Origin of the sequence: Bacillus cereus group sp. MG20 (assembly GCF_040459885.1) — a bacterium.
GTDB classification, from domain to species: Bacteria; Bacillota; Bacilli; order Bacillales; family Bacillaceae_G; genus Bacillus_A; species Bacillus_A cereus.
This window is the reverse complement of the sequence record NZ_JARVHF010000001.1, coordinates 1,309,233-1,321,943: the sequence shown is the minus strand read 5'-3', so window position 1 is coordinate 1,321,943 and position 12,711 is coordinate 1,309,233. Positions and strand designations below refer to the sequence as shown.

Here is a 12,711-nt window from a genome sequence, read left to right as displayed (position 1 = left end):
ATACGAAAGGAAGAATTATATGGAGATAAAAGAAATCTCTGTTCCGCAACAAGGTGTTGTAGCGGACTATATGAACGGTAAAAAAGAGATACAGTCATGTTTTGATTATATGTTAACAGAAGATGCTTTTAAACAACGTTTACATGATTTGCGTGAAAGGGAGTTTTTCCGCCAAGATTTAGTAGCGCATTTATTAGAATATAATACAAAATTACAAGCGGGAGAATCTACACTTCAAAATGTAAAAGCGCTTGGAGATGAAAATACATATGTTGTTATAGCTGGACAACAAGCGGGGTTATTAACTGGACCGCTTTATACAATTCATAAAGTTATTTCAATTTTACAGCTTGCAAAGGAAAAGGAAGAAAGTTTAGGAGTTAAAGTTGTCCCTGTCTTCTGGATTGCGGGTGAAGATCATGATATGGATGAGATTAACCATACTTTTGTAGCGAAAAATAAAAAGATGAAAAAAACTATTTTTTATGATCGTAATCCGAAAAAGGCGAGTGCTTCTGAGTCTGAACTTTCTGTTGAAGATTGTAGAAGTTGGATTGAAGAGATTTTTAAAACATACCCAGAAACAAATTTTACAAAGGATGTATTAAAATTTGTTGATGATGCTTTGAAAAAATCGAATACGTATGTAGATTTCTTTGCTCATCTTATTACGAAAATCTTTGCTAATTCTGGTTTAATCCTTGTTGATTCACATCATCCTGAATTAAGAAAGTTAGAAATTCCATTTTTTAAGCGAATTATAGGTAAGTATAAAGAGGTGCAAGAGGGGCTTCGTAATCAGCAGGAAGTAATTAAAGAACTAGGATACAAACCGATTATTGAAACGAAGTCTCATGCAGTGCATATATTCATGGAAATAGATAATGAACGAGTATTGCTTGAAGAGCATCAAGGTAAGTTTGTTGGAAAGGATGGGGCGCATTCCTTTTCATATGAAGAGTTGATTGAAGAAATGGAGAGAAATCCGGCACGTTTTAGTAATAATGTTGTAACGCGTCCTCTTATGCAAGAGTATGTATTTCCTACGCTCGCATTTATTGGAGGTCCAGGGGAATTAGCTTATTGGAGTGAATTACAACAAGTATTCCATACTGTCGGTTTTCAAATGCCACCTGTCGTTCCCCGTCTTACAATTACTTATGTGGAGAGAGATATAGCGACAGATTTATTCGATCTGCAATTGAGAGAAAGTGATCCGTTTTTAAATGATGTCGATAAACTGCGTGAAAACTGGTTGTCTAATCGAGTAGAGGAACCGATTGATGATCATTTTGAAAAGGCGAAAAAAGAAATTGCCGATATTCATATATCTTTACAGCAATTTGTAAAGAAAATAGAGCCAGGATTAGGTGCGTTTGCAGGGAAAAACGAATTGAAAATTAATGAACAAATTGAACTGCTGGAAAGAATGTTGAAAAGAAATGTTGAGAAAAAGTATGAGGTTCAGCTAAATAAATTCCGCCGTATACAATTCGCACTTCGTCCATTAGGTGCGCCGCAAGAACGTGTGTGGAATGTATGTTATTATTTAAATCAGTTTGGTTTGGATTTCGTTGATCGTGTAATGGAAAACCCTTTTTCTTGGGACGGAAAACATCATGTTATAAAACTATAAAATCTTGCTCTTTGGAGCAGGATTTTATTTTTATTCCGTTGAATTTACTGTGAAGTGATTTTTTTCTGAATTATCAATCAAAAAGTGTTGGATATGGTAATTGTGTTGGATACTTAAATATATGACAAAATAGCACAAAATGTAAACGTATTATTCGCTTTTTCGACAGTTTTTTATTTAAATTCCCGCAAAAGATGATAAAATTTAGTATATAATAAAAGAAAATAGCGATTTGTATAGTATGTTGCCTTTGTTGGTAAGTTAAATGAGTCGTTCTTTCGTATTATTTCATTCTCTAAGCGTGAAATATGTGCTTAGAGGAAGGGATACATTCAACATAATTAATTGGAAAAAGAGTAGGTGCAACAATGTTTAAACACGTAACAGTGCTTTTAAAGGAAACAGTAGACGGCTTAGATATAAAGCCAGATGGTACATATGTAGATTGTACACTGGGGGGGGGAGGACATAGTTCTTATTTATTATCCCAATTAACTGAAGGTGGAAAATTAATAGCGTTTGATCAAGATGAGATAGCGATTCAAAACGCGAAAGAAAAGTTCTCTTCATACGGTGAACAGTTTATAACAGTAAAGAGTAACTTCCGTTATTTAGCTGAAAAACTGCAAGAAATAGGTATAACAGAAGTAGACGGTATTTTATTTGATTTAGGTGTTTCATCCCCACAATTAGATACACCAGAGCGAGGCTTTAGTTATCATCATGATGCACCGTTAGATATGCGGATGGATCAAGATGCCCCATTAACAGCATATGATGTTGTAAATAGCTGGTCATATGAACAACTTGTAAGGATTTTCTTCCAATACGGTGAAGAGAAATTTTCAAAACAAATTGCAAGAAAAATTGAAGCTTATCGTGAGAATAAAGCTATTGAAACGACAGGAGAATTAGTAGAGCTAATTAAAGAAGGTATTCCGGCTCCTGCTCGTAGAACTGGTGGGCATCCTGCTAAGCGAGTGTTTCAGGCAATTCGTATAGCTGTAAATGATGAATTAAAAGTATTTGAAGAAGCATTGGAATCTGCTATTGAGATGGTTAAGCCAGGTGGAAGGGTTAGTGTTATAACATTCCATTCATTAGAAGATCGTATTTGTAAAACAACGTTTAAGCGAAATAGTACAACGCCACAATTGCCGCCAGGATTACCGATTATTCCTGATGAATTTAAGCCGAAATTAAAGCTTATTACAAGAAAACCGATTTTACCTTCTGATATAGAGCTAGAAGAAAATAATCGTGCGCGTTCTGCGAAGTTGAGAATCGCTGAAAAACGATAAAAGGGAGAGAGAGGTATGACTAATTTAGCTGTAAAGTACAAACAACAAGCGCAAGAAGAGGTGCAAATTCAAACGCCCCCACAGCAGATGGCTAAGCCGAAGGTTAAAGCGAAAATTACAAGAATCGAAAAACTGTTGTATGTAGCGTTTATTGGCTTTTTATTGTATGCCTGTGTCGCGTTTATTGGAAATAAAGCAGGCCTTTATCAAGTTAATGTAGAAGCAGCGACGATAGAAGAAAAAATTGTACAGCAGCAAAAAGAAAATCAAGAATTACAAGCTGAAGTAGAGAAGTTAAGTCGCTATGAACGAATCGCTGAAGTTGCAAAAAAACACGGGCTAGAAATTAATGCGAATAATGTGAAAGGCCTCAAATAAGGCAATAGGTGTGAAGGAACGATGAAGAAGAATATGACTAAATTTCATACCAATAAGGGAGCAGGTTATTTTATGATATTTTTCCTCCTGCTCTTTTTGCTGTTATTAGCCCGATTTTTTTACATACAATCAACAGGAACAGTTCATAATCAGGATTTAGATGCGCTTGCTAAACAAAAGCATAGTAAAAAAGGAGTTCTTGAAGCGAACCGAGGAACCATTTATGATCAAAACGGTCATGTGTTAGCACAAGACGCAAACTCTTATAAAATAGTAGCTGCGCTAAAAGGCGCTAACTCTGTTGAGAATAAAGAAGATACTGCAAAGAAAATTGCAGGAGTACTTGGAAAAGGCGAAGAGGATATTTTAGCTTCTTTAAATAAGGAAGGTAGAAGTCAAGTCGAATTCGGAACGTTAGGCAAGGATTTGACGAAAGAAAAGAAGGAACAAATAGAGGCGTTGAAGTTGCCGGGAATATCTTTTATTACAGAAAATGCAAGGGTGTATCCAAATGGTGATTTTGCATCTTATGTTATAGGTCATGCAAAACCAGATGAGAATGGAACCTCGGTAGGTCAATTTGGCATAGAAAAAAGCTTAGATAAATACTTAAGTGCTTCTAATGGAGAAGTAGCATATACAGGTGATCGTAAAGGTGTATCCCTTGATGGTGGAAAAGTTAATGTAAAGGCACCGAAAAATGGAGATAACGTTTATTTAACAATTGATCAACGTGTCCAAAGTTATTTAGAAGACGCGATGAAAGCAGCAAGTAAGCAATATGAGCCAGAAAGTTTAATAGGGATTGTTGCAGATCCGAAAACCGGAAAAATATTAGCGATGTCTACTAAACCTAGTTATGACCCTAATGATCGTCAAATTAAATATTTCTTCAATGACGCAATTGCCAATGCATTTGAACCTGGATCAACAATGAAAATTTTCACGTTAGCGGCAGCTATTAATGAAGGTGTGTACAAAGGGCAAGATTATTATCAGTCAGGGACATATCAAGTCGGAGATAGGAAAATAAAAGACCATAACGGCGGTGCTGGTTGGGGCTCTATCACGTTTGATGAAGGGGTAGAGCGTTCTTCAAATGTAGCGTTTGCAATTTTAGGAGATCAAAAACTTGGTCCAGAACGTTTCCGAAAATATATTCATAGTTTTGGATTAGATGAAAAAACGAACATTGATTTATCAGGTGAAGGATCGAATACAATTTTATTTGATCAGCAAATACAACAAGTGACAACAGCTTTTGGACAAGGTTCCACTGTAACACCAATTCAGCTTGTACAAGCTGCAACGGCCATTGCAAATGATGGGAAAATGATGAAACCTTATGCAATTGATAAAATTGTAGATCCGATAACAGACAAAGTAAAATTAGAACATAAGCCAGAAGAAGTAGGAAAACCTGTTACAAAGGAAACAGCAGCGCAAGTAAGACAGTTATTAGAACGTGTTGTTACATCTCCGAAAGGTACAGGGACAGCTTATAAAATTGATGGATATTCAGTTGGTGGTAAAACAGGTACAGCGCAAATTCCGGATGGAAAAGGCGGCTATATGACAGGAAGACAGAATTATATATTCTCATTCTTAGGTATGGCACCAATGGACGATCCACAACTTGTTGTGTATGTAGCTGTTAAACAGCCGAAATTAAAAGATGATGAGAACGGCGCACAACCTTTAGCTGATATTTTTAAATATGTAACAAAAAATAGTTTAGAGTATTTAAAGATTAAGCCAAATGAAGTGAAAGATCCGAAAAAACATCTGAAAGAACAACAAACTACTGTTCCAGATGTAACTGGTAAAACGATGGCTGAAGCGGGGAAAGCGATTGATAAAGCAAAACTTCGTCCAATCGTACTAGGTGAAGGGAAAGTACAGCAACAAGTACCAAAAGCGACTGAACAAACATTGAAAGGCGACCGAGTCTTCTTGGTAGGAGATAAGCCTACAATGCCAAATATACAAGGATGGGCACTGCGTGATGTTATGAATTTAGCGAAGACATTACAGCTTAACTTGAAGCCTTCTGGTACAGGATACGTAACAGAGCAAAGTGTGGCGGAAGGAACATTATTACAACCTGGTACAGAATTAGGTGTCACACTCGTACCGCCACTCCAACCACAACAAGAAGCAGAAAAGCCGTAATGGTAAAAGAGAAGAAGTTCTAATTAAATAAGTACAAGCATATATTGGAACAAGCTAGGCGTAAGGGAGGCTTGTTCCGATATGCGTGTATCAAATGTAACAGTTAGAAAACGACTTATTTTTATACTTATATCAGGTATACTTATTTTCACTATTATCGATATTCGTCTTGGATATGTGCAATTTTTTCTTGGGAATATGTTAACGGATCGTGCGAAAGATTCATGGAGTCGTAATATTACTTTTGAACCCGAACGTGGGAAAATTTTAGACCGAAATGGTGTGGAACTTGCCACGAATAAAAGTGCTCCAACTGTCTTTGTTGTACCAAGGCAAATTGAAAAACCAGCAGAGACTGCAGAGAAGTTAGCTGCAGTATTAGGTGTGGAAAAAGATGAGATTTATAAAAGAATTACAAAAAAAGAATCGATTGTAAGGTTAGATAAAGGCGGAAGGAAAATATCACATGACAAAGCGAAAGAAGTACGAGGATTAAGTTTGAAGGGCGTGTATATCGCAGAGGATTCTATCCGGTACTATCCATTTGGAAACTTTTTATCACATGTATTAGGTTTTGCTGGTAGCGATAACCAAGGTCTTATGGGACTAGAAAAATATTATGATAAAGAGCTAAATGGAGACAAAGGTCATGTGCGTTTTTTTGCAGATGCGAAAGGGCAAAGGATGCCTAATGTTGGTGATGATTTCAAAAAACCAGAAGCCGGTTTAAATTTAGGATTAACAATCGATGCGCGTATTACAAGGATTATGGAAAGAGAAATGAATATTGCGGAGTCAACTTATAATCCAGACGGTATGATTGCAATTGCAATGAACCCTAAAAATGGTGAAATTTTAGGGATGTCTAGTCGGCCGAGTTTTGATCCAGCGGATTTTCAAAGTGTCTCTCCAGAAGTGTATAACAGAAATCTACCTGTGTGGAGTACGTATGAGCCTGGTTCAACATTTAAGATCATTACACTAGCTGCAGCATTGAATGAAAATTTAGTAGACTTAGAGAAGGATACGTTTTATGATGATGGAGCAGCTGAAGTCGGTGGAGCTAGATTGAAATGCTGGAAAGCAGGAGGTCATGGCAGTCAAACGTTTTTAGAAGTCGTTCAAAACTCATGTAACCCGGGATTTATTGAACTTGGTGATCGCCTTGGTAAAGACCGATTATTTAAATACATTCGTAATTTTGGTTTTGGGCAGAAGACTGGGATTGACTTGCAAGGTGAAGGCAGTGGGATTTTATTTAATTTAGATAAAGTTGGTCCAGTAGAGCAAGCGACAACTTCATTCGGCCAAGGGGTTTCTGTTACACCAATTCAACAAGTAGCAGCTGTAGCGGCGGCTGTAAATGGTGGAACATTGTATCAGCCGTATATAGCTAAGGAGTTTATTGATCCGAAAAATAATCAAGTTGTTAGTAAAAAGACACCTGTTGAGAAAAGAAAAGTTATTTCCAAGGAAACTTCAGAAAAAGTTCGTTATGCATTAGAGAATGTTGTAGCGAAAGGTTCTGGTAAAGGTGCTTATATTGATGGGTATCGTGTAGGTGGAAAAACGGGTACTGCTCAAAAGGTGAAAGATGGTAAATATTTAGAGAATAATTATATTGTATCTTTTATCGGATTTGCTCCAGCGGATGATCCAGAGATTGTTGTGTATGTTGCTGTTGATAATCCAAAAGGGGTTACACAGTTTGGTGGAGTGGTAGCAGCTCCAATTGTCGGGAATATCCTTCGAGATGCGCTTCCTGTTATGGGAGTGAAACCGAGAAAAGAACAAGTTGAAAAAGAATATAAATGGGGCGATACACCAACTGTGGAAGTTCCGAATTTAATTGGAATGAAAAAGAAAGATTTACAAACACAACTCGTCGATTTGCAGCTTGATATAAGTGGAGATGGAGAGAAAGTAATTAAGCAATCACCAGAAGCGGGAGCTAAAGTAAAAGAAGGCTCAAAAATTAGAATTTACTTCGGGAATTAAAGGTAACATAGTACGTTTTATGGTACAATTGGTGGAAGTGAGTTCTTTATAGAACAGTTACTTAACTTGAGACAATAAGTGTCTCAGTCATAAATAGGCCAGTAGCACTTACCTCCTTATATAGGAGGTAATGTGTTGCTTACTGAAAAAAAGATAAATAAACAATGTAGAGAGGGTTTAGTGAAATGAAGTTGCATACACTTTTATCATGTTTGCATGATTTTCCAGTTGTTCCAAAAGAAAATCCAGAAATCACATCTATAGAAGCTGATTCACGTAAAGTGAAAGAAGGAAGCTTATTTGTATGTATGAAAGGATATACGGTTGATAGCCATGATTTTGCTAAGCAAGCAGCGGCACAAGGAGCGGCTGCTATTGTTGCGGAAAGACCAATTGATGTTGACGTTCCAGTTGTACTTGTGAAAAATACTTTTCGTTCGTTAGCGGTTTTAGCTGATTATTTTTATGGTCAACCGACACACAAGTTACATTTAATCGGAATTACAGGTACAAATGGAAAGACAACAACATCGCATATTATGGATGAAATTATGCGAGCACATGGTCATAAAACAGGGCTAATTGGAACGATTAATATGAAAATCGGTGATGAAACATTTGAGGTGAAAAATACAACACCAGATGCACTAACACTTCAACAGACGTTTTCAAAAATGGTTGAACAAGGTGTGGACAGCACGGTAATGGAAGTTTCGTCACATGCGTTAGATCTTGGTCGTGTACACGGATGTGATTACGATGTAGCGGTGTTTACGAACTTAACACAAGATCATTTAGACTATCATAAAACGATGGAAGAATATAAACATGCAAAAGGGTTACTATTTGCACAGCTTGGCAATAGTTATAATCATAATCGTGAAAAGTACGCTGTGCTGAATGGCGATGATAATGTAACAGAAGAGTATATGAGAAGTACTGCAGCAACTGTTGTAACATATGGTATTGATACAACAAGTGACATTATGGCAAAAAATATCGTTATGACGAGTGGCGGAACTACATTTACCCTTGTCACACCGTATGAAAGTGTAAATGTTACGATGAAATTAATAGGTAAATTTAATGTATATAACGTACTTGCAGCAACAGCAGCAGGACTTGTTTCGGGTGTGAAATTAGAAACAATCATTGCTGTTATAAAGGAACTAGCTGGGGTTCCAGGGCGTTTTGAAGTTGTTGATGGAGGACAAAATTATACAGTTATTGTTGATTATGCACATACGCCGGATAGTTTAGAAAATGTATTAAAAACTGCAAAACAATTTGCAAAAGGTGATGTGTATTGTATCGTTGGTTGTGGTGGCGATAGGGACCGAACGAAGAGACCGATAATGGCAAGTGTTGCAACAAAATATGCAACTCATGCAATTTACACATCAGATAATCCAAGAAGTGAAGATCCAGCGGCTATTTTAGATGATATGGTACATGGTGCAAGTGGAAATAATTATGAAGTGATTATTGATAGAAAAGAAGCGATAAACCATGCAATCACTAAAGTAAAAGCAGATGATATCATTATTATTGCTGGTAAGGGTCATGAAACGTATCAAATTATTGGTAAAGAAGTTCATCATTTTGATGATCGAGAAGTTGCGAAAGAAGCAATTACAGGGCGTTTAAACAACGAAGAGTAACAACGTGAGAGGAGGACTACATGTGCTTGAGCAAGGTTTATTAGTAACGGCTGGGGTAGCATTCTTAATTTCTGTTGCCCTTTCGCCATTGTTTATTCCATTTTTAAGAAAATTAAAGTTCGGACAGAGTATTCGTGATGAGGGACCAAAGTCACATCAAAAAAAATCAGGGACACCGACAATGGGTGGTATCGTCATATACGTATCTATGATGGTAACTTCACTTATTATGGCGATTAAGTTTAATTATTTAGGTGCAGAGGTTTCGTTATTACTATTAGTGACGTTTGGTTACGGATTAATCGGATTTTTAGATGACTACATAAAGGTAGTTAAGAAGAGAAATCTTGGTTTAACATCAAAACAAAAATTAGTAGGGCAGCTTGTTATTGCTATTGCATTCTTTTTAATTGGAAAAGGGCAAGCGTTCCACACATACATCATGATTCCGGGAACGGATGTTAAGTTTGAATTAGGTTGGGCGTATTTTGTACTTGTACTATTTATGCTTATTGGTGGATCAAATGCAGTTAACTTAACTGACGGTTTAGATGGTTTATTATCAGGAACAGCTGCTATTGCATTTGGAGCATTTAGTATTATTGCTGTGGCACAAGAGCAATTTGGAGTAGCGATATTCTGTATGGCAGTGGTAGGAGCTGTACTTGGATTTTTAGTATTCAATGCGAATCCAGCAAAAGTGTTTATGGGAGATACAGGTTCATTAGCTTTAGGTGGAGCCATTGCAGCTGTAGCGATTTTATTAAAACAAGAATTGCTACTTGTAATTATTGGCGGAGTATTCGTCATGGAAACTTTATCGGTTATTATTCAGGTCATTTCATTTAAAACAACAGGAAAACGTGTCTTTAAAATGAGTCCATTACACCATCATTATGAATTATGTGGTTGGTCAGAGTGGCGTGTTGTTGTGACGTTTTGGTCTGCAGGATTTTTATTAGCTGTGTTAGGAATTTATATCGGGGTGTGGATGTAATTGAAAACTGTAACTGAATTTCAAAATAAGAATATTCTTGTATTAGGCATTGCAAAAAGTGGTTATGCAGCAGCTACATTGTTACAAAAGTTAGGGGCGAATGTCATTGTAAATGACGGAAAGCCTTTAGCTGACAATGTACTTGCTGCAGAATTACAAGCAAAAGGAATGGACGTTGTATGCGGTGGCCATCCTTTAGAATTATTAGAGAGAAATATTTCTCTTGTCGTTAAAAATCCAGGAATCCCGTATTCTAATCCAATATTAGTTGCTGCGAAAGAAAAGCAAATTCCAATTGTTACGGAAGTTGAATTAGCATATCGTATTTCAAAAGCGCCATTTGTTGGAATTACAGGATCTAATGGTAAAACGACGACAACAATGCTGACATTTGAAATGTTAAAAGAAGGACAAAAGCATCCTGTTATTGCAGGGAATATAGGAACTGTAGCTTGTGAAGTAGCACAGGATGCAAAAGAAAATGAAGTTGTAGTTACAGAACTTTCATCGTTCCAATTGATGGGAGTAGAATCGTTCCAGCCTAAAATTGCAGCGTTCTTAAACTTATTTGAAGCCCACTTAGATTATCATGGGACGAAGAAGGAATATGGTTTAGCAAAAGCAAATGTTTTTAAAAACCAAACAGAAAACGATTATAGTGTAATAAACGCGGATGATGCAGATGTGATGGCTTTATCTGCGGATACTAAAGGTCAAAAAATCTTGTTTTCGACAACGAAAGAAATTGAAGATGGCGCGTGTATAAAAGATAACGCTCTTTATTTCAAAGGTGAAAAAGTTGTTGAAGTAAGCGATATCGTTTTACCTGGTCAACATAATCTAGAAAATATTTTAGCTGCGATGAGTATTGCGAAATTATTAGGTACTTCTAATGAAGCAATTACGGTCGTGTTAAAACGTTTTACGGGTGTAAAACATCGTTTAGAATATGTAACAACGATTAACAACCGTAAGTTTTATAATGACTCAAAAGCAACGAATATGTTAGCGACTGAGAAAGCACTATCTGCGTTTACACAACCGATTGTGTTACTAGCAGGTGGGCTTGACCGCGGAAATGAATTCGATGATTTAATTCCGTATTTCAAAAATGTAAAAGCGATTGTAACATTTGGACAAACAGCTCCCAAACTAGTAAGAGCGGCAGAAAAAGCGGGATTAGATATAATTGAAAGTGTCGATACTTTAGATGAAGCAGTGGTGAAAGCTTATGCTCATTCTAAAGAAGGTGATGTTGTTCTTCTTTCTCCAGCGTGTGCAAGCTGGGATCAATTTAAAACATTTGAAGAAAGAGGAGACATTTTTATACAAGCTGTGCATAAACTTATATAAAGTAAATCAAAACATCAGTAGGCTAACACCTACTGATGTTTTGTTACATAGGGCAAAAGGTTCTGCCTAAAGAGGTGGTGTTTGTGGGTAATGAAGAAAACGCCTGATTTTATGCTCATCATCGTAACACTTTCATTGTTGACAATCGGAATGATTATGGTTTATAGTGCGAGTGCAGTTTGGGCCTCTTATAAAATGGGGGACTCATTCTTTTTTGCAAAAAGACAATTACTGTTTGCGGGTCTTGGTGTAGTAGCTATGTTTTTTATTATGAAAATTGATTATTGGGTGTGGCGTACGTATTCAAAAGTAATTTTGCTAGTTTGCTTCATTCTTCTTATTCTCGTTCTTATTCCTGGAGTAGGTCTTGTTCGAGGAGGAGCACGAAGTTGGATTGGGATCGGAGCATTTTCGATTCAACCATCAGAATTTATGAAGTTTGCGATGATTATTTTCTTGGCAAAGTTTTTAGCGGAACGGCAAAAATTGATCACATCTTTTAAACGTGGTTTATTACCGGCTCTTAGTTTTGTGTTTCTTGCTTTTGGGATGATTATGTTACAGCCAGACCTTGGGACAGGAACGGTAATGGTTGGGACATGTATCATTATGATATTTATTTCGGGAGCGAGGGTCTTTCACTTTGCAATGTTTGGTTTGATTGGTGTAGCGGGATTTGTAGGATTAATTGCATCAGCGCCGTATCGAATGAAACGCATTACATCATATTTAGATCCGTGGTCAGATCCGCTTGGAAGTGGATTTCAAATTATCCAATCATTACTCGCAATTGGACCTGGTGGATTATTTGGGCTTGGACTTGGACAAAGTAGACAAAAATTTCTTTATTTACCTGAACCACAAACTGACTTTATATTTGCGATCTTATCCGAGGAATTAGGTTTTATTGGTGGTTCATTTGTGTTATTATTATTTAGTCTATTATTATGGCGCGGGATTCGTATCGCATTAGGAGCGCCAGATTTATATGGTACGTTTTTAGCAGTAGGTATTGTGGCGATGATTGCGATTCAAGTAATGATTAATGTTGGTGTTGTAACAGGACTGATGCCTGTTACGGGTATTACCTTGCCGTTTTTAAGTTATGGTGGATCAAGTTTGACATTAATGTTAATGGCAGTAGGTGTATTATTAAATATAAGTCGCCATTCTCGCTACTAAACCCTGTTTATAAGACAGGGTTTTTCGTATGTG

The 12,711-nt window shown here is 36.8% G+C and carries 9 protein-coding genes; all 9 read left to right on the top strand.

The features are described 5' to 3' along the window. Window positions 1–19 precede the first annotated feature (19 nt). The 9 genes from bshC (at window position 20) to spoVE (ending at window position 12,678) form a co-directional block, all read left to right on the top strand. Entirely contained in the window at window positions 20–1,636 is a 1,617-nt protein-coding gene (gene bshC, locus QCI81_RS06555) for a bacillithiol biosynthesis cysteine-adding enzyme BshC (protein ID WP_069356136.1), read from the top strand. Window positions 1,637–2,004: 368 nt separating this feature from the next. Continuing rightward, a complete protein-coding gene (rsmH, locus tag QCI81_RS06550; protein WP_000472508.1) occupies window positions 2,005–2,937 on the top strand; it encodes a 16S rRNA (cytosine(1402)-N(4))-methyltransferase RsmH in 933 nt (310 codons plus the stop codon). Window positions 2,938–2,952: 15 nt separating this feature from the next. Continuing rightward, on the top strand, window positions 2,953–3,315 hold the full coding sequence (gene ftsL / locus QCI81_RS06545; RefSeq protein ID WP_000182804.1) for a cell division protein FtsL: 363 nt from the start codon (window positions 2,953–2,955) through the stop codon (window positions 3,313–3,315). A 21-nt stretch (window positions 3,316–3,336) separates the two neighbouring features. Continuing rightward, a complete protein-coding gene (locus QCI81_RS06540) occupies window positions 3,337–5,487 on the top strand; it encodes a penicillin-binding protein (protein WP_081366257.1) in 2,151 nt (716 codons plus the stop codon). Window positions 5,488–5,568: 81 nt separating this feature from the next. Next, a complete protein-coding gene (locus tag QCI81_RS06535; RefSeq protein ID WP_001266235.1) occupies window positions 5,569–7,485 on the top strand; it encodes a stage V sporulation protein D in 1,917 nt (638 codons plus the stop codon). Between the two features lie 185 nt (window positions 7,486–7,670). Beyond that, window positions 7,671–9,146 (top strand): UDP-N-acetylmuramoyl-L-alanyl-D-glutamate--2,6-diaminopimelate ligase, encoded by a 1,476-nt coding sequence (gene murE, locus QCI81_RS06530; RefSeq protein WP_069356135.1) that lies wholly within the window; start codon window positions 7,671–7,673, stop codon window positions 9,144–9,146. 22 nt (window positions 9,147–9,168) lie between these two features. Continuing rightward, entirely contained in the window at window positions 9,169–10,143 is a 975-nt protein-coding gene (gene mraY, locus QCI81_RS06525) for a phospho-N-acetylmuramoyl-pentapeptide-transferase (RefSeq protein ID WP_000893060.1), read from the top strand. Continuing rightward, window positions 10,144–11,496, top strand: a complete 1,353-nt coding sequence (gene murD / locus QCI81_RS06520) for a UDP-N-acetylmuramoyl-L-alanine--D-glutamate ligase (protein ID WP_000860103.1) — start codon at window positions 10,144–10,146, stop codon at window positions 11,494–11,496. It abuts the gene before it with no gap. Window positions 11,497–11,586: 90 nt separating this feature from the next. Then, entirely contained in the window at window positions 11,587–12,678 is a 1,092-nt protein-coding gene (spoVE, locus tag QCI81_RS06515; protein ID WP_000753524.1) for a stage V sporulation protein E, read from the top strand. Window positions 12,679–12,711: the final 33 nt, after the last annotated feature.

What these genes read in the sequence shown, in the direction of transcription:
- bshC (WP_069356136.1), top strand. Translation starts at nt 20, where the DNA reads ATGGAGATAAAAGAAATCTCTGTTCCGCAACAAGGTGTTGTAGCGGAC.
- QCI81_RS06540 (WP_081366257.1), top strand. Translation starts at nt 3,337, where the DNA reads ATGAAGAAGAATATGACTAAATTTCATACCAATAAGGGAGCAGGTTAT.
- spoVE (WP_000753524.1), top strand. Translation starts at nt 11,587, where the DNA reads ATGAAGAAAACGCCTGATTTTATGCTCATCATCGTAACACTTTCATTG.
- murE (WP_069356135.1), top strand. Translation starts at nt 7,671, where the DNA reads ATGAAGTTGCATACACTTTTATCATGTTTGCATGATTTTCCAGTTGTT.
- rsmH (WP_000472508.1), top strand. Translation starts at nt 2,005, where the DNA reads ATGTTTAAACACGTAACAGTGCTTTTAAAGGAAACAGTAGACGGCTTA.
- ftsL (WP_000182804.1), top strand. Translation starts at nt 2,953, where the DNA reads ATGACTAATTTAGCTGTAAAGTACAAACAACAAGCGCAAGAAGAGGTG.
- QCI81_RS06535 (WP_001266235.1), top strand. Translation starts at nt 5,569, where the DNA reads ATGCGTGTATCAAATGTAACAGTTAGAAAACGACTTATTTTTATACTT.